Source organism: Streptomyces sp. NPDC053560 (assembly GCF_044544605.1).
GTDB lineage: Bacteria > Actinomycetota > Actinomycetes > Streptomycetales > Streptomycetaceae > Streptomyces.
Genome location: NZ_JBITXI010000009.1, coordinates 296,235 through 322,577 on the forward strand (window position 1 = coordinate 296,235; position 26,343 = coordinate 322,577).

23 protein-coding genes are annotated in these 26,343 nt (G+C 72.0%); 15 read left to right on the forward strand and 8 right to left on the reverse strand.

What is annotated here, in order from left to right:
• The first annotated feature begins 19 nt into the window (after nt 1-19).
• Nucleotides 20-580, forward strand: coding sequence for an adenylate kinase (locus ACIGQF_RS23295; RefSeq protein WP_399713332.1), 561 nt, complete (start codon nt 20-22; stop codon nt 578-580).
• Nucleotides 581-609: 29 nt separating this feature from the next.
• Here the strand turns inward: ACIGQF_RS23295 and ACIGQF_RS23300 are convergent, their stop codons facing one another.
• The 4 genes from ACIGQF_RS23300 to ACIGQF_RS23315 form a co-directional block, all read right to left on the reverse strand.
• On the reverse strand, nt 610-1,335 hold the full coding sequence (locus ACIGQF_RS23300; RefSeq protein WP_399713335.1) for a class I SAM-dependent methyltransferase: 726 nt from the start codon (nt 1,333-1,335) through the stop codon (nt 610-612).
• A 74-nt stretch (nt 1,336-1,409) separates the two neighbouring features.
• Nucleotides 1,410-3,872 (reverse strand): SpoIIE family protein phosphatase, encoded by a 2,463-nt coding sequence (locus tag ACIGQF_RS23305; protein WP_399713608.1) that lies wholly within the window; start codon nt 3,870-3,872, stop codon nt 1,410-1,412.
• 379 nt (nt 3,873-4,251) lie between these two features.
• On the reverse strand, nt 4,252-6,630 hold the full coding sequence (locus ACIGQF_RS23310) for an MFS transporter (protein ID WP_399713338.1): 2,379 nt from the start codon (nt 6,628-6,630) through the stop codon (nt 4,252-4,254).
• Between the two features lie 248 nt (nt 6,631-6,878).
• Nucleotides 6,879-7,322, reverse strand: a complete 444-nt coding sequence (locus ACIGQF_RS23315; RefSeq protein WP_399713341.1) for an SRPBCC family protein — start codon at nt 7,320-7,322, stop codon at nt 6,879-6,881.
• A gap of 156 nt (nt 7,323-7,478) precedes the next feature.
• Between ACIGQF_RS23315 and ACIGQF_RS23320 the strand changes: the two genes are divergently transcribed.
• From ACIGQF_RS23320 to ACIGQF_RS23330, 3 genes are all read left to right on the forward strand, one after another.
• Nucleotides 7,479-8,567 carry an Rv2578c family radical SAM protein gene (locus tag ACIGQF_RS23320; RefSeq protein ID WP_399713343.1) on the forward strand — a complete coding sequence of 363 codons (1,089 nt, stop codon included), beginning with the start codon at nt 7,479-7,481 and terminating at the stop codon, nt 8,565-8,567.
• Nucleotides 8,568-8,683: 116 nt separating this feature from the next.
• Entirely contained in the window at nt 8,684-9,469 is a 786-nt protein-coding gene (locus ACIGQF_RS23325) for an ArsR/SmtB family transcription factor (RefSeq protein WP_399713346.1), read from the forward strand.
• A gap of 56 nt (nt 9,470-9,525) precedes the next feature.
• A complete protein-coding gene (locus ACIGQF_RS23330) occupies nt 9,526-9,936 on the forward strand; it encodes a MerR family transcriptional regulator (protein ID WP_399713349.1) in 411 nt (136 codons plus the stop codon).
• On the opposite strand, the gene ACIGQF_RS23335 is transcribed toward ACIGQF_RS23330, so the two are convergent.
• Complete coding sequence (locus tag ACIGQF_RS23335) at nt 9,890-10,651, reverse strand: SDR family NAD(P)-dependent oxidoreductase (RefSeq protein ID WP_399713352.1); 762 nt, start codon at nt 10,649-10,651, stop codon at nt 9,890-9,892. The two genes, ACIGQF_RS23330 and ACIGQF_RS23335, sit on opposite strands and share 47 nt — an antisense overlap.
• Nucleotides 10,652-10,755: 104 nt before the next feature.
• On the opposite strand from ACIGQF_RS23335, the gene ACIGQF_RS23340 reads away from it, so the two are divergent.
• On the forward strand, nt 10,756-11,283 hold the full coding sequence (locus ACIGQF_RS23340; protein ID WP_399713354.1) for a GNAT family N-acetyltransferase: 528 nt from the start codon (nt 10,756-10,758) through the stop codon (nt 11,281-11,283).
• Between the two features lie 6 nt (nt 11,284-11,289).
• Here ACIGQF_RS23340 and ACIGQF_RS23345 read toward each other — a convergent pair whose 3' ends face one another.
• Complete coding sequence (locus ACIGQF_RS23345) at nt 11,290-11,904, reverse strand: HEAT repeat domain-containing protein (protein ID WP_399713357.1); 615 nt, start codon at nt 11,902-11,904, stop codon at nt 11,290-11,292.
• Between the two features lie 330 nt (nt 11,905-12,234).
• Between ACIGQF_RS23345 and ACIGQF_RS23350 the strand changes: the two genes are divergently transcribed.
• The 9 genes from ACIGQF_RS23350 to pssA all read left to right on the forward strand — a co-directional run bounded on the left by ACIGQF_RS23350 (nt 12,235) and on the right by pssA (nt 23,130).
• Nucleotides 12,235-14,061, forward strand: a complete 1,827-nt coding sequence (locus ACIGQF_RS23350) for a 3-hydroxyacyl-CoA dehydrogenase family protein (RefSeq protein ID WP_399713360.1) — start codon at nt 12,235-12,237, stop codon at nt 14,059-14,061.
• Between the two features lie 118 nt (nt 14,062-14,179).
• Nucleotides 14,180-14,983 carry a TetR family transcriptional regulator gene (locus tag ACIGQF_RS23355; protein WP_361567082.1) on the forward strand — a complete coding sequence of 268 codons (804 nt, stop codon included), beginning with the start codon at nt 14,180-14,182 and terminating at the stop codon, nt 14,981-14,983.
• Between the two features lie 425 nt (nt 14,984-15,408).
• A complete protein-coding gene (ccrA, locus tag ACIGQF_RS23360; protein ID WP_399713364.1) occupies nt 15,409-16,746 on the forward strand; it encodes a crotonyl-CoA carboxylase/reductase in 1,338 nt (445 codons plus the stop codon).
• Between the two features lie 29 nt (nt 16,747-16,775).
• A complete protein-coding gene (locus tag ACIGQF_RS23365) occupies nt 16,776-18,788 on the forward strand; it encodes a protein meaA (RefSeq protein ID WP_399713367.1) in 2,013 nt (670 codons plus the stop codon).
• On the forward strand, nt 18,785-19,747 hold the full coding sequence (locus ACIGQF_RS23370; RefSeq protein WP_399713370.1) for an HpcH/HpaI aldolase/citrate lyase family protein: 963 nt from the start codon (nt 18,785-18,787) through the stop codon (nt 19,745-19,747). Before ACIGQF_RS23365 ends, ACIGQF_RS23370 begins: the two co-directional genes overlap by 4 nt.
• 4 nt (nt 19,748-19,751) lie before the next feature.
• Complete coding sequence (locus ACIGQF_RS23375; protein ID WP_361567070.1) at nt 19,752-20,273, forward strand: MaoC family dehydratase; 522 nt, start codon at nt 19,752-19,754, stop codon at nt 20,271-20,273.
• Nucleotides 20,274-20,275: 2 nt separating this feature from the next.
• Nucleotides 20,276-21,481 (forward strand): acyl-CoA dehydrogenase family protein, encoded by a 1,206-nt coding sequence (locus ACIGQF_RS23380; RefSeq protein WP_399713374.1) that lies wholly within the window; start codon nt 20,276-20,278, stop codon nt 21,479-21,481.
• Nucleotides 21,482-21,650: 169 nt separating this feature from the next.
• Nucleotides 21,651-22,298, forward strand: a complete 648-nt coding sequence (locus ACIGQF_RS23385) for a phosphatidylserine decarboxylase (protein WP_030612964.1) — start codon at nt 21,651-21,653, stop codon at nt 22,296-22,298.
• Nucleotides 22,285-23,130, forward strand: a complete 846-nt coding sequence (pssA, locus tag ACIGQF_RS23390; protein WP_361567063.1) for a CDP-diacylglycerol--serine O-phosphatidyltransferase — start codon at nt 22,285-22,287, stop codon at nt 23,128-23,130. The genes ACIGQF_RS23385 and pssA overlap by 14 nt, the downstream gene beginning before the upstream one ends.
• Before the next feature lie 471 nt (nt 23,131-23,601).
• On the opposite strand, the gene ACIGQF_RS23395 is transcribed toward pssA, so the two are convergent.
• The gene (locus tag ACIGQF_RS23395; RefSeq protein ID WP_399713611.1) at nt 23,602-24,726 is read right to left on the reverse strand and encodes a glycerate kinase; all 1,125 of its coding nucleotides are present in this window, start codon (nt 24,724-24,726) and stop codon (nt 23,602-23,604) included.
• Nucleotides 24,727-24,998: 272 nt separating this feature from the next.
• Here ACIGQF_RS23395 and ACIGQF_RS23400 point away from each other — a divergent pair, with 272 nt between their 5' ends.
• Nucleotides 24,999-26,102, forward strand: a complete 1,104-nt coding sequence (locus ACIGQF_RS23400; RefSeq protein WP_399713614.1) for an ADP-ribosylglycohydrolase family protein — start codon at nt 24,999-25,001, stop codon at nt 26,100-26,102.
• A 12-nt stretch (nt 26,103-26,114) separates the two neighbouring features.
• Here ACIGQF_RS23400 and ACIGQF_RS23405 read toward each other — a convergent pair whose 3' ends face one another.
• A complete protein-coding gene (locus ACIGQF_RS23405; protein WP_399713379.1) occupies nt 26,115-26,327 on the reverse strand; it encodes a hypothetical protein in 213 nt (70 codons plus the stop codon).
• Between the last annotated feature and the right edge of the window lie 16 nt (nt 26,328-26,343).

A 26,343-nucleotide genomic window follows, 5' to 3' on the forward strand; every position in this document is an offset into this window, starting at 1 on the left:
CCGAAAGGCACCCTCACCCATGCGCTTCGTGCTCATCGGCCCGCCCGGCGCGGGCAAAGGCACCCAGGCGGCCGTCCTGAGCGAACGGCTCGGCATCCCGCACCTGTCCACCGGCGACCTGTTCCGGGCCCACCTCGCGGACGGCACCCGGCTGGGCCGGGCCGCCCGGCGCTATCTCGACGCCGGCGAGCTCGTCCCCGACGAGCTGACCGATGACATGGTGCGCGCCCGGCTCGCCGAACCCGACGCCCGCGACGGCTTCCTGCTCGACGGCTATCCGCGCACCGTCCGGCAGGCCGGCGTGCTCGCGGACCTGCTGGCCGCGGACGGCACCGGGCTGACCGCCGTACTCGAATTCGCCGTTCCGGAGGAGGTCGTGGTGGACCGCCTGCTGGGCCGCGGCCGCCCCGACGACACCGCGGACGTCATCCGCAACCGGCTGGGGGTGTACCGACGGCGGACCGCGCCGCTGCTGGCGACGTACGCGGATCTGCTGGTGACGGTCGACGCCGACGGCACGGTGTCGGAGATCGCCGACCGGGTACGGGACGCCGTCGCCACCGTGGCCGACCCCGCATGAGCCCGGCGCCCGTCACCCGCGTACCGGTCTCACGCCGTCCGGGGTCTCGCCACCAGCCAGTTGGTGGGGACCTCGACGGTGCTGCCGTCGGGGCGTGTCTCGGTGGTGATCAGGGGGAGGCGGCCGGAGCCGGCCGTCTCCAGGCCGTGGGCGGTCAGCAGGTCCGGTATGGAGCCGTCGGGCATCTCGGCCGGCGCGATGCCGTGGGAGAAGATCGCGCGTATCTTCGGCGGCGGGCCCTCCGGGCGCTGTACCAGGGACATCAGTACGTCCTTGGCGTCCTCGGAGGGCTCCACGAGGAAGAGCCGGCCGCGGGTGCCGAGGAGGCGGGCGATGTTCGCGACGATGGCAGGCCGGTCCTCGGGGGCGCACTGGTGCAGTACTCCGCGCATGTAGACATTGGCGTCGCCCACGTCCTCGTGCAGCGCCGTCGTCTGGCCGGTGTCCACGGCATCGACCTGTCGGTATTCGGCCACGTGGGCAGGGTCCTCGCGCCGGGCCCGGTCAATTGCGGACGCCGAGACGTCAACGCCGATCGCACGTGGGTACCGTTCGGCCAGAAAGCGAGTCTGTGTGCCGTTTCCGCACCCGAGATCGATGACGGGCAGCCCCGCGTCGAAGAGCTCCTCGAAAAGCGGGAGATGGAGCGCGACCGCCTGTGCGGGCGCCGCGTCCCAGAACACCTCGCCCTCGCCCGCCGGCGCATCTCGCCAGAAGTCTTCCCATGCCGTTGATCCGTGGCTCGATGCGCTCATGGCCAATTGCTACTGCCGAGTTCCACCGGGCCGCAAGGGTGGCAACGCTTCTTTCAAGAGTGGTAGTCGATCTTTCACTTCTTGTTCGAGCGCGCTCCGCGGCGCACCCGCGGCAGCGTCTGCTCGAACCACACCGTCTTGCCCGTGGACGTACGGCTCGTGCCCCACTCCCGGGCCAGCCGGCTCACCACCCGCAGCCCACGCCCGAATTCGTCGTCTTCCTTCACGTTCAGCAGCTGCGGCAGGCTGTGGTCGTCGTCCGACACCTCGCAGAGCAGCGCGTCCGTCCGCACCAGGCGCAGCACGACGTGCTGGGTGTGCGCATGCCGTACGGCGTTGGTCACGACCTCGCTGACCAGCAGCTCGGCGGTGTCCGACGCGGACTCCAGGCCCCAGACGGCGAGCTGGTCCCGGGCCAGCCGGCGGGCCCGGGAGACCTCGCCCGCCGCTATGGGCAGCCGCCACTCGGCCACGTCAGCGCGCTCGATGCCGTTCAGCCGGGCCATCAGCAGCGCCACGTCGTCCTTGCGGCCGCCCCTGCCCTCGTTCAAGGTCGCCGCGAGCGACCGGATGATCATGTCGCAGGCGTCGTCCATGGAGGCGGCCGGGTGCGCAGCGGACTCGGCGAGCGCGGCCAGCCCGACGCCGATGTCCTCGCCGCGCACCTCCACCAGGCCGTCCGTGCACAGCACGAGCCGGTCACCGGGCGCGACGGGCAGGGTCACCGCCTCGAAGGGCACACCGCCGACGCCGATCGGGGCGCCCGTCGGCAGGTCCAGCAGCTCACTGCGGCCGTCCGCCGCGCGGACGACGACAGGCGGGATGTGCCCGGCGTTGGCGATGGTCAGCCGGGACTCGATCGGGTCGTAGACGACGTACAGACACGTCGCGAGGTAGTTGTCGCCGAGGCGCTGGGCGAGGTCGTCCAGACTGCGCAGCAGCTGCGCCGGCGGCATGTCGATGGCGGCCATGGTCTGTACGGCGGTCCGCAACTGGCCCATCATCGCCGCGGAGTTCAGGCCGTGCCCCATCACGTCGCCGACCACCAGCGCAGTACGGGAGCCCGGCAGCTTGATGGTGTCGAACCAGTCGCCGCCGACCCGGCCGAGGCGGGTGCCCGGCAGATAGCGGGTCGCGGTGTCGCAGCCCGCCATCCGGGGCTCGATGTGCGGGAGCATGCTGTCCTGGAGCGTCTCCGCGACGTTCTCCTGGTACGTGTACATGCGGGCGTTGTCGAGCACCAGGCCCGCACGCGCGGCCAGTTCGGCTCCCGTGACCCGGTCCATGTCGTTGAACTCCGCGCGCTCCGGGTGGCGCAGCAGGATCATGAACCCCAGGACGACGTTCCGCGCCTTCAGCGGGACGACCAGCATGGAACGCAGGTTGATCAGCGGACTGATGTCGCGCTTCTCGAACTGCGCCGCGATGGCGTTGCCCATCTCCTCGCTGATCCGCGGGATCAGCACGGGCTCGCCGGTGGTCATGCACTGGAAGAACGGCGTGTGCGCCGGGAACGGCATCGACTCGCCGACCGGCACCACGTCGTCCCAGCGGCCCGGCTCGTCGTTGTGCTCCAGCGCCACGCGGTGCCACATGGTCGTGGTGTCCGGCGGGCCGTCGGGGAAGCCCTCGCCCGCGATGACCTGCTCGCGCAGATACGTGCCCGCGACATCGGTGAAGCGGGGCACGACGGCCTCGCTGACCTCCTGGATCGTACGGGCCAGGTCCAGCGAGGAGCCGATGCGGCCGCTGACCTCGTTCAGGAACTCCAGGCGCTCGCGGACCGCGACGTATTCGAGGTCCGACTCCAGTTCGGCGGCGGCCGCCGCCGCGGTCTGCGGATCGGCGGCCTCCTCGGAGGCGGCGCGCAACAGCCGGGCCCGCCGCTCCACGCGCCGGGGCACACCCCAGTCCGGCGTGACCGGAAAGCGCTCCTGCTGACTGATCTCCAGCACGGGATAGCCCAGTTCGAGCACCTGGGAGACGATCCGGGCGCTTTCCTGCGGGCTCATGCTCGGCAGGATCTCGGGCAACCGCCGGGCCAGCTCCTGGGAGCCGGGGAAGTCCGTGTGCAGCGCGAAACCCGGCGCGTACCGCTCCCGGTCCCGCCCCTCACCCTCGCCGTGCAACTGCCCCGCGTCGGCGGCCAGCACGAGCAGCCGCTCGGGGCCGGGCCCGACCAGGGGGTAGGCCCACCACAGGATGTCGATCCGGCCGCGCTCCGGATCCGCCGTACGGGCCCGCCCGGCCCGCGGGTAGGAGGTCTCGCCCCCGAGCGCGGACTCCAGGTCGGGGCCGTGCGGGTCCTCGACGCCGTCCGGGCCGCGCCACTCGTCGGAGCCCAGCGCCCCGGAGACGGGCATCAGCTCCACGGCGGGCGCGCCCACCGCCTCCTCGCGCGAAGGACCGAAGAGCCGGCGCGCACCGCGGCTCCAGTGGGAGACCAGCCCGCGGGCATCGACCACGACGACGGCCAGGGGGATCCGGCCGGGCTCGGGTTCCCGCGGCGCGGGCACCCCCTGCGCCGCGCTCACCATGTCGTCGCCGTGCGACGGGCCACGCTCCATGGGCGGTTGCTCCTTCGTACGCGTACGCATGATCTGCGTCCCGCTACCACGGTACGGCCACACGCTGCCTGACGGGGCGCATTCCGGGAAGTGCCGTACCGCGGCCGAAGGGCGTCCTGCCTCGCGTTACTCCACGGCACACACGCTTCACCCACCGCCCGCACACCTCCCGCCGGTCCCGTGAACGATCGCCGTCCACGAGCACGGGACCGTAGCGGAAAGGAGCGTGCCGCGGAGGCCCTGGACGCACGAAGGTGCATATTTCCGCCGAGTACGCCCCGCGGATGCGCGTGCGCTCCGGAGGGCCGCGCTCCGGGACGTCCCGCGGCGTGCCGTCCGGGGCCAGCGGTCAGTCCTCGTGCCCGAGCTGAAGATCGCGCTCCGTCCGGCCGCCGCCCGCCACCTGGAGCACCGTGGCCACCGGCGGATAGCCGGCGGCGACCACGGTGTACTCGCCCGCGGCCATGTCCACGAAGCGGAACAGCCCGTCGGGACCCGTGGTCGCGGTGTCCACGACGTTGCCGCCCGCGTCCAGCAGCGTGACCCGGGCGTCCTCCACGGGACGCCCGCCACCGGCCCGCACGGTGCCGCGCAGCACGGCCCCGCCCGCCAGTTCGACGTCCTGGCGTGTCTCGCGGGCCGCCTGGACGGTCACCGGCAGCGCGGCCGGCCGGAAGGCGGGGGCGCTGGAGGCGAGCGTGTACTCCCCCGCCACCAGCTCGCCGATCACGTACCCGCCCTCGCGCCCGCTGCGCGTCGTGGCCACCACCTCGCCCCGCACGTCCGTCAGCGTCACCATGGCATCGCGCACGGGCGTGCCGTCGGCCGTGGTGACCGTGCCCGCGAGCCGCCCCGCGCCGCCGAGGACCACGTCCAGGTCGACCGGCCGGTCCCCCACCGTGACGCTGACGGCGCGGGGCTGATGGCCGCCGGCCGCCGCGATCAGCACGTACGACCCCGTGCCCGGGGTGCTCAGCGCGTACCGCCCGTCCTCGCCGGTCGCGCCGCGCCCGATCTGCCGCCCGGTGACGTCGATGAGGGTGAGCGCGGCGCGCGGTACGACGGAGCCGTCGTGGTGCTGCACGGTGCCGCAGACGGGCACTCCGGCCGGCGAGTACGGAGCGGCGGCGGGTGCGGTGCGGGCCGCGGGGACGGTCGCGACGGCCTCCGCGCCGCCCTCGCCCGGGGCGGTCTGCGGGTCGTGCGGGGAGTAGGCAGCGTGGGACACCTGGGGGTTCTCCTTGAGGAAGAAGGCGAGCAACAGCCCGAGGAGGAGCACGGGCACGAGGTGGCGCAGGAGGCCGGGCACGGCCTCGGCGTGGGCGGCGGTACCGCCGTCGTGGAGCGGGCCCGCCGCCTGTACGGCGAGCACGGCACCGAGTGCGGCCACGCCGGCGGCGGCACCGAGCTGTCGCGCGTACGCACCGGCGGCGAGGGCGGTGGTGGTGCCGTCGGGGTGCTCGGCCTGCCGCACGGCAACGGGGAGGACCGGCAGGACGAAGCCGAGGCCGAACCCGAGGATGCCCGTCCAGAGCGCCACGGTGACGTGTGCGGTGTCCGCCCGGAGGTGGGAGAGGAGCCACATGCCTTCGGCGGCGAGGGCACAGCCCAGTACCGGGAACAGCTTGTGGTGACCGGTGCAGCCGATGAGCCGGCCGGCGACGGCCGCCGCCAGGACGAAGCCGCCCGCCATCGGGAGCAGCGGCAGCGCGCCTTCGAGGGCCGAAGTGCCGCCGGGCCCTTGGAAGAAGGCCGGAAGGTGTACGACGGCCCCGAGGAGCGCGGCACCGGCCGCCGCGCCGACGGCACCGGTGGCGAGGAACGTCCGGTCGCGGAGGAGGCGCGGCGGAAGGATCGGTTCGGCGGTGAAGTACCCGACGGCCACGAGGAGGAGGGCGCTGCCGAGCGCGCCGCAGGAGAGGCCGAGCACGCCCCGCGAATCCCAGGCGTGCTCCGTGCCGGCCCAGCAGGCGAGCAGGACCGCGCACGCGGAGAACGCGGCGAGCAGCAGGACGCCCACGGGGTCGGTCCCCGGCCGCCGGACGGGCCGGGGCACCTTCAGGGCGACGGCCACCACGAGGAGGGCGAAGAGCCCGAGGGGCACGTTGACGCCGAAGCACCAGCGCCACGAGGCGTGTTCGGCGAGGAGGCCGCCGACCAGCGGGCCCGCTGCGGTGGCGAGCCCGTAGGCGGCGCCGGTGAGGACCGTGGCGCGGACGCGCGCCCGGTGCGGCTCGGTCTCCGACGCCAGCGCCTGCACGCCGGCCATGATGCCGCCGGCGCCGAGTCCCTGAAGAGCGCGGCCGGCGAGCAGTGCGTCCATCGTGTGCGCCCGGGTCGCCATCGCGGAGCCGGCCACGAAGACGAGGAGGGCGAGGATTAGCGCCGGCTTGCGGCCGAAGCGGTCGCCGAGCCTGCCGTGCAGGGGCAGGGCCACGGCCGAGGCGAGGAGGTGCGCGGGCACCAGCCACGCGGTCCGGTCGGCGCCGGACAGCCGGCCGGCGAGCTCCGGGAGCGGGCCGGCCACGACGGTCTGGCCCAGCGCCGCGAGGAGCAGCGCCGGGGCCAGACCGAGCACGGCCGCCGTACGGACGCGGCGGGGGCCGGGCCGCTCCGTCTCCACGGGGCCGGGCTCGGCGGGCCGCGACGCGTTTGGTCCGGCCGTGGCCACGCCGGACGCCGGTGGTCCCGACCTCTCGTCCGGCTCCGCCAGTGTGGTACCTCCCACGTGCTGCTCCCCTCGTCACGCCTGTGCCGCGCCCTGTTCTCGCATCGGGCGACAACTGCGATCAAGCGTGACGAAACGGAGCGTACGGGGCAGGTTCCGCCGTCAACGGCCGTACGGAGGCGGCAGGCCCGGCCCCCATCAGGGCTTTAGCCCGTCGGCCGCGGGCGGCGCGCGTCATGCGGGCACGGTGGGAAACCACTCGATCCGGTGAGGCGCGCGGCCCGGCTCCCGCTCCCCTGCGGGCGCGGTCACTTCTCCGTGTGCGCCGCGAGGTTGGCGAGCATCGCGTCGTAGATCCGGCCGAGGCCCTTGGGCGCGAAGGTGCGCTCGAAGAAGCCGCCGACGCCGCCCGCGCCCTGCCAGGTGGTGGTGACGACGACCCGGGCCCGCTGCTCGCCGGCGGGGGTGACGGTCCAGGTGGTGACCATCGAGGAGTTGCGGTCCTTCTCCACCAGCTGGCCGTCGGTCGGCTCGTCGACCTCCAGCAGGCAGTCGCGGACGCGCTTGCTGGTCGCCTGGAGCTTCCAGTGCACCAGCGTGCCCTTGCCGTCGCCGCCCTCGCGGACCTCGTACTCGCTGAAGTGCTCGGGCAGCAGCTTCGGGCGGGTGCCGGAGTAGTCCGCGAGCGCGTCGAACACGTCGTCCGGGTTCGCCGCGATCTCGCGCTGCGTGGTGGCCTCGACCTGGCCCATGAGTGCTGCCCTCCAGGGTGCTCGCTTGCTGGTGGTGCGGTGTGCGGCAAGCCAACCACTCCGGCGCTGCGCGCCCAAATCCGGGTTGACAGCACCGATGGGAACGTCTGTTCTATTATCGACGGCGGGGGGCCGCAGCACCCATGAGGAGGCGCGATGCGCTGGGAGAACTTGAGCGAGGGCTCGGCGGACCCGTCAGGTCCGCCGCGCACGCCCGCGCTCTTCGGCACGGACGTGGTCAGCCGGACCATCGACACCCCGGAGTTCCGCGGGGTGACGTTCCACGAGGTACGGGCCCGGTCCCTCGTCAACCGGGTCCCGGGCGCCTCCCGCATGCCGTTCGAATGGACGGTGAACCCCTACAGGGGCTGCACACACGCCTGCGTGTACTGCTTCGCCAGGCGCACCCACAGCTACCTCGACCTGGACACCGGACTCGGCTTCGACAGCCAGATCGTGGTCAAGGTCAACGCGCCCGACCTGCTGAGACGCGAGCTGTCCGGCAGACGCTGGCGCGGCGAGCACATCGCCATGGGCACCAACGTCGACTGCTACCAGCGGGCCGAGGGCCGGTACCGCCTGATGCCCGGGATCATCAGCGCCCTCCGGGACCACGCGAACCCCTTCTCGATCCTCACCAAGGGCACGCTGATCCTCCGCGACCTCGACCTGCTGCGCGCCGCCGCCGAGGTCACCGACGTCGGCATCTCGATGTCGGTCGGCTTCCTGGACCGCGAACTGTGGCGCACCGTGGAGCCCGGTACGCCGTCCCCGGAGCGCCGCCTGGACGCCGTCCGCACCCTCACCGAGCACGGGATCGGCTGCGGCGTCCTGATGGCCCCCGTCATCCCGTTCCTGGGCGACCACCCGGACCAGCTGCGCGCCACCGTACGGGCCGTCGCGGCGGCCGGCGCGTCCTCCGTGACGCCGCTGGTGCTGCACCTCCGGCCGGGCGCCCGCGAGTGGTTCATGGCCTGGCTGGAGCACCACCACCCCCATCTGGTGCGGCGGTACGAGCGCCTGTACGCGGACGGCGCGTACGCCCCGAAGTGGTACCAGCGGCGCATTACCCGCCAGGTCCACGAGCTGGCCGCCGAGTACGGCATCGGCCCCGCACGCGCCGCCGAGCACCGCCGCGTCGCGCCCCGCCCGGAGCCCCGGGTACCGGCCCAGGCCGGCTCCGCGGACCTGGGCTCCCCCACCGGCCCCGCGGCCGCCGAGGCCACCCAGCTGACGCTGCTCTGACCACCCCCCGGGTCCGTACGACGCTGGGGCCTGCCCCTCTGCGGCAAGCCACGCGCCGCGCCGGCTTGACGCGCAACCAAATGGTTGCCAATCTGGTGGGGAGGGGAGGGAGCGACATGGACGAGGTGTTCAAGGCGCTCGCGGACGCGAGCCGCCGGCGGCTGCTGGATCGGCTGAACGAGCGAAATGGGCAGAGCCTGCGCGAGCTGTCGGCAGGGCTGGGGATGTCCAGACAGGCGGTGTCCAAGCATCTGGCGCTCCTGGTGGGGGCCGGTTTGGTCACGACGGTCCGACGCGGCCGGGAGAGGCTGCACTACCTCAACCCCGTACCCCTCCACGAAATCGCCGACCGCTGGATCGGCCAGTACGAGCGAGGCCGGATGGCCGCGCTCAGCAACCTGAAGCACGCCCTGGAAGGAACGGCGATGACCAAGCCCGAGTTCGTCTACACGATCTACATCCACACCACGCCCGAGAAGCTCTGGGAGGGGCTGACCAGCCCGGAGTTCCTGAAGCAGTACCACGGCGGCTGGGCACCCTCCTCCGACTGGCAGGTCGGCTCCAAGGTGCTGTGGCCGGTCGAGGACGGCGGCGAGCCGCAGGACCTCGGCCAGGTCGTCACCGAGGCGGAGCCGGGCAGGCGGCTCGCCTACACCTGGCACACGCTGCAGCCGATGCACCAGGAGATGTTCGGCATGAGCGACGCGGAGTTCGCCGAGGCGGTCAAGGAACGCTCGAAGGTCTCCTTCGACATCGAACCGGCCGAGGAGCCGGAGCTGGGCGTGAAGCTGACCATCACCCACGACGGCTTCACCTCGGCCGACTCCAAGATGCTGGAGGGCGTCAGCGGTGGCTGGATCATGATGCTGTCGGAGCTGAAGACGATCCTCGAAAAGGCCTGACCTGCCCGTCGGAAACCGCCTGGGCGCTGCGGGCGCCTGCCCCGTACGCTGGGCCGGTGCGAATCGGGGAGCTGGCGGCGGTCACGGGGGCGACGCCCCGGGCGCTGCGCCACTACGAGCAAGAGGGGCTGATCGGCTCCGTACGCGAGGCCAACGGCTACCGCGTCTACGACGAGCGCGCCGCGGTGCGGGTCCGGAACATCCGGCACCTGCTCGACGCCGGGCTCACGCTGGCCGACGTGCGGTGCTTCGCGGGCTGCCTGGACGGCGACATGACGACCGCGCCGCCGTCCCCCGAAGGCCTGCGCGTCGCCCGGGACCGGCTCGCCCTGATCGACGCGCGGATCGCCGCGCAGACGGAGGCCCGCGACCGGCTGGCCCGCGCGCTGGACGCGGCGCAGGCCCCGCCCGAGGCGCCGCTCACGCCACCATCGCACCCCCGTCCACCGGCAGGATCGCGCCCGTGACGAACGCGGCCTCCGGGGAGGCCAGCCGCAGCACCGCCGCGGCGACCTCCTCCGGACGGCCCAGCCGGCCCAGCGGGGTGTGGTCGATCTGCCAGGCGCGGACTGCTGCCATGCGTTCCGCCGACAGCCCCTGGTGCTCCCCGATCGGTGTCTCGACGGCGCCGGGGGCGACGCCCACGACCCGTATGCCGCGCGGTGCCAGCTCCACCGCCCAGCTGCGGGTGAGCGTGTCGAGTCCGGCCTTGCTCGCGGCGTAGACGGCGTTGCCGGGCCAGGCGCGCCGGCCCACGGCCGTCGAGATGTTGACCACGACACCGCCGGCGCACTCCAGATGCGGCAGGGCCGCCCCGGTCAGCAGCACGGGCGCCACCAGGTTGGTCGCGAGCTGCGGCGCGATGGATCCCTTCGTGCAGGTCCCCAGCGCCCCGCTGCCCACGATCCCCGCGTTGTTGACCAGGACGTCCAGCCGCCCGTGCGTGGCGATCACATGGTCCGTGATCCGTTCCGGGGCCCCGTCGGCGGTGATGTCGGCGGCGTACGGCGATATCGCCGGGTGGCCGGCCGCGGCCTCCGCCAGCGGCTCCGGACGCCGCCCGACCGCCACCACACGTGCCCCCGCGGCCACGAAGGCCCGTGCGGTGGCTCGCCCGATGCCGGTCCCGGCTCCGGTGACCACCACGACCCGCCCGCCGAACTCCTGCTTCTCTGCGCTCATGCCGGGCAGTCTGGAACCCTGCCGCCTGCGTCAAGGTCAACTCCCCGGCGACGCGCCCCCGAAATGCCCACGACACCCGTGTCCCGCGCGCCTAGCCTGCCCCCATGGGTGAGCTGCGGATACGGCGGATGGCCGAGGACGACATCGGGGCGGTCTGCGCGATCAGGGTCCGGGGCTGGCAGTGGGCCTACGCCGGGCTGGTGCCCCAGCACTTCCTCGACGGGCTGGACGTCGCCGAAGAGGCGCAGCGGCGGCGGGAGTTCTTCAGCGAAGCACCGGCCGAGGTGGTCAACCTCGTGGCGGAGCACGCCGGTTCGGTGGCCGGCTGGGCCGCGTTCGGGCCGTACCGCGACGAGACGTCCGGCCGGCGGGACCCCGCGCACGCGGAGCTGTACGCGCTGTACGTACGGCCCGAGCAGACGGGCACCGGCATCGGCCGCGCGCTGATGACCGCGTCCCTCGACCTCACCAGGGAGCGCGGTTACTCCGGCATGCGCCTGTGGGTGCTCAAGCACAACGCCCGCGCGCGCCACTTCTACGAGCGCGCGGGCTTCGCCCCGGACGGCGTGGAGGACGCCGAGGAACTGGCCGGCGCGCTCGTACCGGAGGTCCGGTACGCCCGCTCTCTGTAGCGCCGGTCAGCCGCGGCCGTTGCGTCCGCTGTCCAGCCTCGCCAGGGAGGCCGCCGCCGCGGCCGCCAGCCGCGGGTGGTCCAGGGCCGAGGTGAGGGCCGGGACGGCGCGCCGGTCACCGAGCGCGCCCAGGCCCTCCACGCAGGCCAGCGCGACGCGCCAGTAGGGGGTGTGCGGGGTGAGGAGGCGTTCGAGGGTGGAGATCAGCGCCGGGACGGACTCGGGGGCGCGGAGGTCCGCCAGCAGGCGCACGGGGTGCAGGGCGTAGGCGGTGCGGAGGGGGTTGGTGGCCAGGGCCGCGGCGGCACGCGCCGTACGGGGGTCGCCGAGGCGGGCCAGCGCGTGCGCGGCGGTGGCGCAGCGGACGGGGTCGCGGTAGTTCAGCAGCAGGACGAGCGTCTCGAAGGCGCGGCGGTCGCCGGCGCAGCCCAGCGAGAAGGCGGCGATCTCGCGGGTCCACAGCGGGCGCTCGACGGCCGTGAGCATTCTGGCCAGCTCCTCGCGCCCGGCCGGGGTGTTCTTGCGGGCGAGGCCCAGCAGGCGTTCATAGGTGACGAGGTCGGCCGGTGACTGCAGCTCGCCCCGTACCCGGTCGGTCAACTCGTGGAAGTGGTCTTCCATTTGTGTGGCTCCTCCCCCACTGCCTCGGCGTGGCCCGCGCCACAGATTAATCCCCCCTCTTCCCCCTGGCGCTTGCCGTTACCCGCGAGTTAATCTGCTGGCACGAGCAGCACCCCTGCTCGGGCGGCCTGGTGACGCAGCCGCCAAGAGTGAAGTCGGTTCGGCACCGCAACGCACGACACACAGCGAGTGACCGGCAGCGATCCCGGGACAGGGTCCGCCGCGCAGCTCCCTCCGTACGCGCCCTTCGACCGCGTCGACCGCGTGTGCGCTCACCCTCAGTCGTCACTTCTCCCCTGTTCGCAGGGGAACACCCTCTGGAGTCTCGTGATGGGCTTCTCGTCCACCCCTGATTCGCCCCTGTCCCCCGCCACCGCCGCGTCCGGCATCGCCACCGTCGCCGTCGTCGGCCTGGGCACGATGGGCACCGGCATCGCCGAGGTGCTCGCCCGCGCCGGCCGCGAGGTCATCGGCATCGACATCGACGACGCCGCGGTGCGCCGCTCCGTCACCGCACTGGAGTCCTCCACCGCCCGCGCCGTGCGCCGCGAGCGGCTCACCGAGCGCGAGCGGGCCGATGCGCTCGCCCGCTTCCGCACCTTCTCCGACCTGCAGGCCGCCGCCGACGCCGACCTGGTGATCGAGGTGGTGCCGGAGGACTACGAGCTCAAGCGGCAGATCCTCACCGCCCTGGACGGCATCGTCCGCCCGGACACCGTGCTGGCCACCGGCACCAACTCGCTCTCGGTGACCCGGCTGGCCGCCGACTCCCAGCGCCCCGAGCGCGTGGTCGGTCTGCACTTCTTCGCCCCGGCGCCGGTCATGAAGCTGGTCGAGGTGGCCTCCTCGGTGCTGACCGCGCCGACCGCCGTCGCCGCCGTCACCGAGCTCGCCCGCGAGCTGGGCAAGGACCCGATCGCGGTGGGCGACCGCCCCGGCTTCGTCGCCGACGGCCTGCTCTTCGGCTACCTGAACCAGGCCGCCGCCATGTACGAGTCGAAGTACGCCACGCGCGAGGACATCGACGCGGCCATGCGGCTGGGCTGCGGCCTGCCCATGGGGCCGCTGGCGCTGCTGGACCTGATCGGCATCGACACCGCGCGCACGGTGCTGCAGGCGATGTACGCGGCCTCGCACGACCGGCTGCACGCGCCCGCGCCGATCCTCGGCCACCTCGCCGAGGCGGGGCTGACCGGCCGCAAGGCGGGCCGCGGCTTCTACACGTACGAGACGCCCGGTTCCGCGACGGTCGTGCCGGACGGCGGGACCCCCGCCGAGCAGCACGAGCAGGCCGCCTCGCGCACGGTGCGCAGCGTCGGCGTGGCCGGGTCCGGGACGATGGCGAGCGGCATCGCGGAGGTCTTCGCGAAGTCCGGCTTCGAGGTCGTGCTCGCGGCCCGCAGCCAGGAGAAGGCGGACCGGGCCAAGGCACTGGTCGAGAAGTCGCTGAACCGGTCGGTGGCCAAGGGCCGGATGACCGAGGAGGCCCGGGACGCGGCGCTGGCGGCGATCACCCCCGCGGACTCGCTGGACGCCTTCGCCGACGTGGACCTCGCGGTCGAGGCGGTGGCCGAGGACCTGGCGGTCAAGCAGCAGCTGTTCGCGACGCTGGACAAGGTCTGCAAGCCGGGCGCGGTGCTGGCCACCACCACCTCCTCGCTGCCGGTCGTGGCGTGCGCGCGGGCCACCTCGCGCCCGCAGGACGTCATCGGGATGCACTTCTTCAACCCGGCGCCGGCCATGAAGCTGGTCGAGGTCGTCCGGACCGTGCTGACCGCCGACGATGTGCACGCCACGGTGCGGGCGGTGTGCGCCAAGGTCCGCAAGCACCCCGTGGACTGCGGCGACCGGGCGGGCTTCATCGTGAACGCGCTGCTCTTCCCGTACCTGAACAACGCGGTGAAGATGGTCCAGGAGCACTACGCCTCGCCGGACGACATCGACGCCGCGATGAAGCTGGGCGGCGGTTACCCGATGGGTCCGTTCGAACTGCTCGACGTGGTGGGCCTGGACGTCTCGCTGGCCATCGAGAAGGTGCTGCACCAGGAGTTCCGCGACCCGGGCCTGGCCCCGGCACCGCTGCTGGAGCACCTCGTCGCCGCGGGCTGCCTCGGCCGCAAGACCGGCCGCGGCTTCCGTGAGTACGCCAAGCGCTGACGCCGGGGGTGGCTGGGGCGGGCTGCTCGACCCCGGGGGCAGCCCGCCCGCGGCCTCCCGGCCGCCCGTTCCGCGGGCGAATGCCGCAGGCCGCGGGAATATGAAGTACCGTCCCCACATGTCCCAGCCCGCTCGTACGCAGCCTTCCGACGGAAACGACAGCACCACCCCCGGCTCTCGCCGCGCGGCCGCCCAGCGGCTCAAGATGCGCCGCGAATTGGCGGCGGCGGCGATGGAGCTGTTCGCGACAAAGGGCTACGAGGCGACGACGGTCGACGAGATCGCCGCGGCGGCGGGCGTCGCCCGGCGGACGTTCTTCCGCCACTTCCGCTCCAAGGAAGAGGCGATCTTCCCCGACCACGACGACACCCTCGTACGGGCCGAGGCGGTGCTGGACGCGGCACCGGCACACGAGAACCCGCTGGACACGGTCTGCCGCGGCATCAAGGAAGTCATGCGGATGTACGCGGCCTCGCCCACGGTGTCGGTGGCCCGCTACCGCCTGACCCGCGAGGTGCCGACGCTGCGCGAGGCGGAGATCGCCTCGGTGGCCCGTTACGAACGCCTCTTCACGCGCTACCTCCTGGGCCACTTCGACGAGGGCGCGCACCGCGAGGGCAACGACGACCCGCTGCTCGCCGAGGTCGCCGCCTCCGCTGTGGTCACCGCGCACAACCACGTCCTGCGGCGCTGGCTGCGGGCGGGTGCGCAGGGCGATGTGGAGACGCAGCTCGACCACGCCTTCGCGATCGTCCGCGAGACGTTCGGCACGGGCATCGGGGCCGGCCGGACGCCCGCGAGCCCGCCGCCCGCCGCGACGGCGGCCCGGGAGGGCGAGGTGCTGGTGACGGTGGCCCGTACGGACGCTCCGCTCAGCGAGGTCATGCGCACGATCCAGAAGGCGCTGCGCGAGCACCGCTGACACCGGCCGGCCCGAGCGCCGTCACGCCATGGGCGTGGCGGCGCTTTGTCATGCGACCCGCGAGTAACAAACATCACGCACCCTCTCCAGCGGGGGCGGAACATCCTCTTTCGCGATGATTCATGTTGCTCATGCGTGCCGCCCGGATGACATCTGAGAGAAATTGTTGGCACCGAGTGCCTTGTCGACTGGCACGCGGTGTCATACGTTGATGTTGTCCGGGCGGCCGGTACACCCCGATCTTCGGCGTACCGGTTGTCCCCGCGAACCACTGGTCCGCGCGCCCGGACGCCTGCGTCACAGGCAACCCCTCGCGCACACCCGCGCCTGCCGAGCACCACACAGCCGAACCGACGGCACCGCCTTCGCACCACCCCCGACGTTCCCTCAAGCCGTCCCTCATATGGCTTCGCCGGAGGCACACCGTGAACCACATTCTTGACGCCATCACCGCGCCGGACAGCACCCGCGAGGACTTCGCGAATCTGGCCATCCCCGAGTCGTACCGCGCGGTCACCGTGCACAAGGACGAGGCCGACATGTTTGCCGGCCTCCCCAGCAACGAGAAGGACCCGCGCAAGTCGCTGCACCTCGATGACGTGCCGGTGCCGGAGCTGGGCCCGGGCGAGGCCCTGGTCGCCGTCATGGCGTCCTCGGTCAACTACAACTCCGTGTGGACCTCGATCTTCGAGCCGGTGTCCACCTTCAGCTTCCTGGAGCGCTACGGCCGCCTGAGCGACCTCAGCAAGCGCCACGACCTGCCGTACCACATCATCGGCTCCGACCTCGCGGGCGTCGTGCTGCGCACCGGCCCCGGAGTGAACTCCTGGCACCCCGGCGACGAGGTCGTCGCGCACTGCCTCTCCGTCGAGCTGGAGTCCTCCGACGGCCACAACGACACGATGCTCGACCCCGAGCAGCGCATCTGGGGCTTCGAGACCAACTTCGGCGGCCTCGCCGAGATCGCGCTCGTGAAGTCCAACCAGCTGATGCCCAAGCCGGACCACCTGAGCTGGGAGGAGGCGGCGGCCCCCGGCCTGGTGAACTCCACCGCGTACCGCCAGCTGGTCTCCCGCAACGGCGCCGGCATGAAGCAGGGCGACAACGTCCTCATCTGGGGCGCGTCCGGCGGACTCGGCTCCTACGCCACCCAGTTCGCGCTGGCCGGCGGCGCCAACCCCATCTGCGTCGTCTCCAGCGAGGACAAGGCGGAGATCTGCCGGAAGATGGGCGCCGAGGCGATCATCGACCGCAAGGCCGAGGGCTACAAGTTCTGGAAGGACGAGGAGAACCAGGACCCGCGCGAGTGGAAGCGCTTCGGAAAGCGCATCCGCGAACTGACCGGCGGCGAGGACATCGACATCGTCTTCGAGCACCCCGGCCGCGAGACCTTCGGCGCCTCCGTGTACGTCACCCGCAAGGGCGGCACCATCACCACCTGCGCCTCGACCTCCGGCTACCTGCACCAGTACGACAACCGCTACCTGTGGATGTCCCTGAAGCGCATCATCGGCTCCCACTTCGCCAACTACCGCGAGGCGTGGGAGGCCAACCGCCTGATCGCCAAGGGCAAGATCCACCCGACGCTGTCGAAGACGTACTCCCTGGAGGACACCGGCCAGGCCGCGTACGACGTGCACCGCAACCTCCACCAGGGCAAGGTCGGCGTCCTCGCGCTGGCCCCCGAGGAGGGCATGGGCGTACGCGACCACGAGAAGCGCGCCAAGCACCTCGCCGCGATCAACCGCTTCCGGAACGTCTGACCGACGGAATCGTCCTGGAGACAGACACCATGACTGAGCGTCAGAAGGATCGTCCGTGGCTGATGCGGACGTACGCCGGGCACTCCACCGCCGAGGCGTCCAACGAGCTGTACCGGCGTAACCTCGCCAAGGGCCAGACCGGCCTGTCGGTCGCGTTCGACCTCCCGACGCAGACCGGTTACGACCCCGACCACGTGCTCGCCCGCGGCGAGGTCGGGCGGGTCGGGGTCCCGGTCTCCCACCTCGGCGACATGCGCCGGCTGTTCCAGGACATCCCGCTGGAGCAGATGAACACCTCGATGACCATCAACGCCACCGCGATGTGGCTGCTGGCGCTGTACGAGGTGGTCGCCGAGGAGCAGGGCGCGGACATCTCCAAGCTGTCCGGCACCACGCAGAACGACATCGTGAAGGAGTACCTGTCGCGGGGCACGCACGTGTTCCCGCCCGGGCCCTCCCTCCGGCTGACCACCGACATGATCACGTACACGGTGGCGCACATCCCGAAGTGGAACCCCATCAACATCTGCAGCTACCACCTGCAGGAGGCCGGGGCCACGCCGGTGCAGGAGGTCGCGTACGCGATGTCCACCGCCGTCGCGGTGCTGGACGCCGTACGGGACTCCGGGCAGGTGCCGCCGGAGAAGTTCGGCGACGTGGTCGCGCGGATCTCCTTCTTCGTCAACGCGGGCGTCCGGTTCGTCGAGGAGATGTGCAAGATGCGCGCCTTCGGCCGCATCTGGGACAAGATCACGCGCGAGCGGTACGGCATCGAGAACCCCAAGCAGCGCCGCTTCCGCTACGGCGTCCAGGTCAACTCCCTCGGCCTCACCGAGGCGCAGCCGGAGAACAACGTCCAGCGCATCGTCCTCGAAATGCTGGCCGTGACGCTCTCCAAGGACGCCCGCGCGCGCGCCGTGCAGCTGCCCGCCTGGAACGAGGCGCTGGGCCTGCCCCGCCCCTGGGACCAGCAGTGGTCGCTGCGCATCCAGCAGGTGCTCGCGCACGAGAGCGACCTGCTGGAGTACGAGGACATCTTCGCCGGGTCGCACGTCATCGAGGCGAAGGTGGACGCGCTGGTCGAGGAGGCGCTGGCCGAGATCGACCGGATCCAGGAGATGGGCGGCGCGATGGCCGCCGTCGAGTCCGGCTACCTCAAGTCGCAGCTGGTCAGCTCGCACGCGGAGCGGCGCGGCCGGATCGAGGCCGGCGAGGAGAAGATCGTCGGCGTCAACTGCTACGAGTCCACCGAGCCCAACCCGCTCACCGCCGACCTGGACACCGCGATCATGACGGTGGACCCGGACAACGAGGCGCGGGTGGTGCGGGCGCTGCACGAGTGGCGGGACGCCCGCGACGAGGCGCGCGCCCAGGAGGCGCTGTCGGCGCTGAAGAAGACGGCGGCCGGCGACACCAACCTCTTCGCGGCCACGCTGGAGTGCGCCAGGGCCGGTGTGACGACCGGGGAGTGGGCCTGGGCCCTCCGGGACGTCTTCGGCGAGTTCCGGGCTCCTACGGGCGTCTCCAGCGCCCCGCTGGCCGTCCCCGCCGAGGCGGGCAGCCCGCTCGCCGCCGTCCGCGAGAAGGTCGCCCGTACCGCCGCCGACCTCGGCAGCGGCAAGCTGCGCCTGCTGGTCGGCAAGCCCGGCCTGGACGGGCACAGCAACGGCGCCGAGCAGATCGCCGTACGGGCCCGCGACGCCGGCTTCGAGGTGGTCTACCAGGGCATCCGGCTGACCCCCGAGCAGATCGTCTCGGCGGCCGTCGCCGAGGACGTGCACTGCGTCGGCCTGTCCATCCTCTCCGGCTCGCACGCCGAGCTGGTGCCGGACGTACTGGCCCGGCTGCACCGTACGGGCGTGGACGACATTCCCGTCATCGTCGGCGGCATCATCCCCTCGGCCGACGCGGCAGCGCTGCGCGAGGCCGGTGTCGCCGCCGTCTTCACCCCTAAGGACTTCGGTATCACGGAGATCATCGGCCGTATCGTCGACGAGATCCGTACCGCGAACAAGCTCGACCCCCTGGAGGTCCCCGCATGACCAAGGTCAACCGTCTGCGTCCCCGCCGTTCCTGCCTCGCGGTCCCGGGCAGCAACCCGCGCTTCCTGGAGAAGGCCCAGGGCCTCCCCGCCGACCAGGTATTCCTGGACCTGGAGGACGCCTGCGCGCCGCTCGCCAAGCCGGAGGCCCGGCACACCATCGTCAAGTTCCTCAACGAGGGCGACTGGACGGGCAAGACGCGCGTGGTGCGGGTCAACGACTGGACGACCGAGTGGACCTACCGCGACGTCGTGACCGTCGTCGAGGGCGCGGGCCAGAACCTCGACTGCATCATGCTTCCGAAGGTGCAGACCGCCGACCAGGTCGTCGCCCTCGACCTCCTGCTCACGCAGATCGAGAAGACGATGGGCTTCGAGATCGGCCGGATCGGCATCGAGGCGCAGATCGAGAACGCGCAGGGCCTGAACAACGTCAACGAGATCGCGCAGGCGTCCCCGCGCATCGAGACGATCATCTTCGGCCCGGCCGACTTCATGGCGTCGATCAACATGAAGTCGCTGGTCGTCGGCGAGCAGCCGCCCGGCTACGGCGCCGACGCCTACCACTACATCCTGATGAAGATCCTGATGGCCGCGCGCGCCAACGACCTCCAGGCGATCGACGGCCCCTACCTCCAGATCAAGAACGTGGACGGCTTCCGCGAGGTCGCCGGGCGCGCCGCCGCGCTGGGCTTCGACGGCAAGTGGGTGCTGCACCCCGGCCAGGTCGAGGCGGCCAACGAGGTCTTCTCGCCCTCGCAGGAGGACTACGACCACGCCGAGCTGATCCTCGACGCGTACGAGTACTGCACCTCCGAGGCGGGCGGCAAGAAGGGCTCGGCGATGCTCGGCGACGAGATGATCGACGAGGCCAGCCGCAAGATGGCCCTGGTCATCTCCGGCAAGGGCCGGGCCGCCGGCATGCAGCGCACCAGCAAGTTCGAAGCCCCGGAGGCGTGACGACATGCAGTTCGGCCGTACCTACGAAGAGTTCACCGTCGGCGACGTGTACAAGCACTGGCCCGGCAAGACGGTCACCGAGTACGACGACCACCTCTTCTGCCTGCTCACCATGAACCACCACCCGCTGCACATGGACAGCAACTACGCCGAGTCCACGACCGACTTCGGCAAGAACGTGGTGGTCGGGAACTACATCTACTCGCTGCTGCTCGGCATGTCCGTGCCGGACGTCTCCGGCAAGGCCATCGCCAACCTGGAGATCGAGTCGCTGAAGCACGTGGCGCCGACCTTCCACGGCGACACGATCTACGGCGAGACGACCGTGCTGGACAAGACGCCGTCGAAGTCGAAGAACGACCGCGGCATCGTGCACGTCGAGACCAGGGGCTACAAGCAGGACGGCACGCTGGTCTGCGTCTTCCGGCGCAAGGTGATGGTGCCGACGGCCACGTACATCAAGGAGCGCGGCGGCGAGCAGCCCGGCCGTCCGGAGCTGAAGACCCCCGCGGCGAAGGAGAAGTAGCCATGGCGCGCCTGGCACAGACCGAGGGTCTGACGGACATCCAGCGGGAAATCCTCTCCACCGTCCGCGATTTCGTGGACAAGGAGATCATTCCGGTCGCCACCGAGCTGGAGCACAAGGACGAGTACCCGACGCAGATCGTCGAGGGGCTCAAGGAACTGGGCGTCTTCGGGCTGATGATCCCCGAGGAGTACGGCGGCCTCGGCGAGTCGCTGCTCACCTACGCGCTGACGGTCGAGGAGATCGCGCGCGGCTGGATGAGCGTCTCCGGCATCATCAACACCCATTTCATTGTCGCCTACATGCTCAAGCAGCACGGCACGCAGGAGCAGAAGGACTACTTCCTCCCCCGGATGGCGGCCGGCGAGATACGGGGCGCCTTCTCCATGTCGGAGCCGGCGCTCGGCTCGGACGTCTCCGCCATCTCCTCCAAGGGGGTGCGGGACGGCGAGGAGTACGTCCTCAACGGCCAGAAGATGTGGCTGACGAACGGCGGCTCGTCGACGCTGGCGGCCGTGCTCTGCAAGACGGACGAGGGGCATCCCGAGGGCACCGCGCCGCACAAGTCGATGACGACCTTCCTCGTGGAGAAGGAGCCCGGCTTCGGCGAGGTGCGCCCCGGACTGACCATCCCGGGCAAGATCGAGAAGATGGGCTACAAGGGCGTCGACACGACCGAGCTCATCATGCAGGACCTCCGGATCCCCGCGAATCGCGTGCTCGGCGGCGAAACCGGACGTGGTTTCTATCACATGATGGACGGCGTCGAGGTCGGCCGGGTGAATGTCGCGGCACGTGGCTGTGGCGTCGCGCAGCGTGCATTCGAACTGGGGGTGGATTACGCGCAGCAGCGGCACACCTTTGGTAAGCCGATCGCAAAGCATCAGGCCATCCAGTTCAAATTGGCCGAAATGGCCACAAAGGTCGAGGCCGCCCATGCGATGATGGTCAACGCCGCCCGCAAGAAGGACTCGGGTCAGCGGAACGACCTGGAAGCGGGCATGGCGAAGTACCTCGCCTCCGAGTACTGCAAGGAGGTCGTGGAGGACGCCTTCCGCATCCACGGCGGATACGGCTTCTCCAAGGAATATGAAATCGAACGCCTGTACCGCGAGGCGCCCATGCTGCTCATCGGTGAAGGTACCGCTGAGATCCAGAAAATGATCATCGGGCGCCGGCTACTGGAGGAGTACCGAATCCAGGGCTGAATGTCCGTTTCGGGGTGTTTTCTTCGAGAAGAAGATCACACCCCGTCACGGGACTTCGGCCACGGATTGGCGTTGGCTCTTGGCCAGTTGCCGCTCGCAACCGATAGCATCCCCGGAAAGCCGCGCGTCCCCCATTCCTACGCGGCATCCTCCGCTACGAAGGTCATCCATGCCCCACAGCCAATCCTCTGCTCACCGCGGTCGCGTCCGCCTCGCGCGCGGAGCGTCGCCGTGGCTCCTGCCGACCGTCGCAACGGCAGCGGTCAGCCTGGCCCGCTCCCGGCGCTCGGGACGCTGGGCCGCCGTCGCCGTGCCCACCACCGCTCTGGCGGCGGGCATGCTGTGGTTCTTCCGCGACCCCGAGCGCGACATCGCTCAGGGCCGCGTCATCTCCCCGGCCGACGGCGTGGTGCAGAGCATCATGCCGTGGAAGGACGGGCGCACCCGAGTCGCGATCTTCATGAGCCCGCTGAACGTCCACGTGAACCGCGCCCCGCTGGCCGGCACGGTCACGTCCGTCGAGCACATCCCCGGCGGCTTCGTTCCCGCGTTCAACAAGGAGAGCGAGAACAACGAGCGCGTCGTCTGGCACTTCGACACCGAGCTCGGCGACGTGGAGATGGTGCAGATCGCCGGTGCGGTGGCCCGCCGCATCGTTCCTTACGTCCCGCAGGGCACCAAGGTCGAGCAGGGTGAGCGCATCGGTCTGATCCGCTTCGGCTCGCGCGTGGACGTGTACCTGCCCGAGGGCGTCGAGGCCGCGGTCGAGGTCGGCCAGGCCACCACAGCGGGGGTGACTCGTCTTGACCGTGATTGATCCCGATACCCAGGCGGGCTGGGTGGCCGAGGAAGAGGAGGACGACGACATGCCGCTTTCGACGCGGCTGTCGATAGCGGACACGCTCACCCTCGGCAACGCGATCTGCGGCTTCATGGCCGTCTACTTCACGACCACCGGCGTCCTCATCCCGCACCTCACGGGCACGGACGACGGCGGCATGGCGCGGCACAGCGCCGCCATGGTCGTGATCCTGATGCTGCTCGCCTCGGTCTTCGACCTGTTCGACGGACTGGTCGCACGCAAGCTGCGGGCCTCGGCGATGGGGGCCGAGCTCGACAACCTCTCCGACCTGATCAGCTTCGGCCTGGCACCCGCGTACTTCGTCGTGACCTGGGGCATGGTCGCCCAGGACGCGAACCAGCGGGTCTCGGTGGTCGCGGCCGTGGTGGTGCTGCTGGCGGTGATCCTCCGCCTCGCCCGCTTCTCGTGCGTGACGGTGCCGAACGGCATGTTCCAGGGCATGCCGAGCCCGTTCGGCGCGCTGACGGTCGTGGCGATCGTCCTGCTGGAGCTGCCCTTCCTGCCCACGCTCCTCGCCATCATCGGCGTGGCGTGGCTGATGGTCAGCCGGGTGGAGTACCCGAAGCCGCGGGGGCGCCTCGCGGTCGCGATGCTCTCCTGGATCGTGGCGAGCATGGCCATGCTCGCGGCGTGGGCGCTGGACGCGCCGGCCGGCCAGCTGCTGCTCCAGACGGGCTGCGCGCTGCAGGTCGTGACGGCCGCGATGATTCCGCTCTTCGCGACCGCCCGCCGCGTGAACACCTTCCGCGACAACCGCCGCGAGGCGCGAGCAGCACAGCTGCCGTAGGCGGCTGCGCCGCGGGATGACCGACGCCGGGGGGGGGGGGGGGGGGGGGGGGGGGTTGGGGGGGGGGGGGGGGGGGGGGGGGGGGGGGGGGGGGGGCGGGGGGGGGGGGCCCGGGGGGGGCCCCCCCCCGGGGCGCCCCCCCCCCCCGGGGGGGCCCCCCCCCCCCCCCCGGCGTCGGGGGGCGGCCGCGGAGCGGCGCCCAGGGGCGCGGGGAACTGCGCGCCCAGCCCACTCGCTCCCGCACGGGGCCACCGGCCTCGCCGGGCTGATCCCGCCTGCGGCCCGCTGCGGCGCCGCTGTGCTTGCTCGCGCGGTTCCCCGCGCCCCTGACGGGGCTCCTGGGCCGGCAAATGAAGTCCGTCCGGCGATAGGACGAGCCCGGAGGGCGACTCCGGGGGGCCAGGGGCACAGCCCCGGTTTCGGGAAGGGGTGGGTCCGGGGCCTGCTTCCCCAGGCCCGCCCCCAGCGGGCTCAAGCCAGGAAGTCCCGCGCGAGGGACTCCGCCGCCTGCTCCAGAAGAGGCCCGGCCTGGGCCATGCACCGCGCCGGGTCCGGCTCAAGGGCAGTCAGCGGGTACGCCCGCTCGATGCCGGCCTGGAGCAGCGCGGACGGCGGAAGGAGGAGGCGGCCGCAGACCGCGACGACCGTGAGCCCGCGGGCGCGCGCCGCGGCGGCCACGCCCGCAGGCGCCTTCCCGTGCAGCGTCTGCTCGTCCAGCGAGCCCTCGCCGGTGATGACGAACGTGGCCCGCTCCAGCGCCGGGTCGAAGCCGAGCACGTCGAGCATGACGTCGATGCCGGGCCGGAACTCCGCCCCCAGCCCCACCAGCGCGCCGTACCCGATACCGCCCGCGGCCCCCGCACCGGGCGCCACCGCGTACTCGGCGGCCTTCGGCCCCACCGCCGCCTCCAGCACCTTCGCGTAGTGCGCCAGCGCCGCGTCCAGCGTGGCGACGTCCGCCTCGCTCGCGCCCTTCTGCGGGCCGTAGACGGCGGGCGCGCCCTTCGGGCCGGTCAGCGGGTTGTCCACATCGCTGGCCAGCACGATCCTGGTGGTGGCCAGCCGCGGGTCGAGCCCGCTGAGGTCGGCGGTGGCCAGGCCCGCGAGGGGGCCGCCGCCCGGTGCGACCGGCTCCCCCGAGCGGTCCAGGAAGCGCGCGCCGAGCGCGGCGAGCATGCCGGCGCCACCGTCGTTCGTCGCGCTGCCGCCGACGCCGAGGACGACACCGCGCGCGCCCGCGTCCAGCGCGGCGAGCAGCAGCTCTCCGGTGCCGTACGTGGTGGCCGTGAGCGGCGCGAAGACGCCGTCCGGGAGGTGCTGAAGGCCGGACGCCTCGGCCATCTCCACCACGGCCGTGCCGTCGGCGGCCAGCGCGAACGTGGCCGTGACCGGCTCCCCGACCGGCCCGGTGACCCGCGCCTCGTGCCGGGTGAAGCCGGCCGCGAGCGCCGCCGCGACCGTGCCGTCGCCGCCGTCGGCGACCGGGACCGCCGCCACGGACAGCCCCGGTACGACACGCCGCAGACCGGCCGTGACGTGCTCGGCGACCTGGACGGCCGTCAGCGAGCCCTTGAACTTGTCCGCGGCGATCAGCACGTGTGCTGCCGGCGTCCCTGTCGTTGCTGCGTCCACGTCCGCCACCCTGACTCCCCTTGCCGTCGAACTGCCGTCGCGCCGCTGTGACCCTATCCGGCGGTGGACGGGGAGAACAGAGACGCCGAGCGAGTTTTCCACGAAGCGGATTTTATTTTCCACTTCCAGTACGGATGTACGGTACCCCGCGCGTGCCCCCGGCGTCCCGGTTCGGCGCGTTCGGGTCCGGGCGCACCCCCGCGGACTTCGGTACACCTGAAGGCATGACTGAAGGCATGACGCCGTCGCACAGCAGTGCCCCTCCCACCGCCCGGCGGCCCGGCCTCGCCGACCGGATCCACGGCGGCTGGCTCGGCCGGATCGCCGGGAACATGCTCGGCAAGCCCGTCGAGCAGGGCGACCGCTGGACCCGCGAGCGCATCGACCACTACCTGCGCCGCGCCGACGCGCTGCCCCTCACCGACTACCTGCCCCCGCCGCCGGACACCGAGGACGCCGGGGACCTGCGCCCGGAGTGGCGCCAGTGCGTACGCGGCCGGATCGACGGCAGCTGCCGGGACGACGACATCGACTACTCGATCCTGGTCCTGGAGCTGCTGGAGACCCACGGCACGGACTTCACCACCGAACAGCTCGGCTCCCTCTGGCTGCGCCGGCTCCCGTACCTGCAGACCTTCACCGCCGAGCGCGCCACGTACCGCAATCTCGCCGCCGGCGTCCAGCCACCGCTGGCCGCCACCACCGACAATCCGTACCAGGAGTGGATCGGCGCGCTGATCAGGGCGGACGTGTACGGCTGGGTGTCACCGGGGCAGCCGCGCCGGGCCGCCGCGCTGGCCCGCAGGGACGCGGTCCTCTCGCACACCGGCAACGGCGTGTACGGCGCGATGTGGGCGGCCGCGCTGATCGCCGCGGCGTTCGAGGCGAGCGGCCCGCGCGAGGCCGTCGAGGCGGCGCTGGCCCGCATCCCGGCGAGCAGCCGGCTGGCCCGTACGGTCCGGCACACCGTGGCGCTGTACGACGCGGGAGTCGGCTGGGCCGACACGCTCACCGAGATGGCACACGAGGTCGGCCATCTGCACTGGATCCATGTCGTACCGAACGCCGCCGTGCTCACCGCCGGACTGCTCCACGGCGAGGGCGACTTCACCTCGACGATCGCGCTGACCGTACGCGGCGGCCTGGACACCGACTCCAACGGCGCGACGGCCGGCTCGGTGGCGGGCGTGCTGTGCGGCGCCGCCGCGATCCCGCACCGGTGGACCGAACCGCTCCACGACCGTGTGCGCACCGCCGTCTTCGGCTTCGACGGCGCGCGGATCAGCGAACTCGCGGCACGGACGTACCGGCTGGCGGCCGCCGGCGGGGCGGCGGAGTGACCTGCCCGCCCCTCAACTCGCCGGTTCGGTCCGGTGATACGTCTGGTGGGCGGTGCGGCCGTCCGAGGTGGTGCTGATGTGCTCCAGCACGTCCTCCAGCAGATCCACGTCGCCGGTGCTGACCAACGGCCCGGTGCTCGGGCCGTTGACGACGTGCGGCACGGCACCGCCCGTCACGGCGAACGCCGCCGCCAGGCCGAAAGCCGCATACGCCGGGCGTCTCATGGGTGCTCCGTCCGTT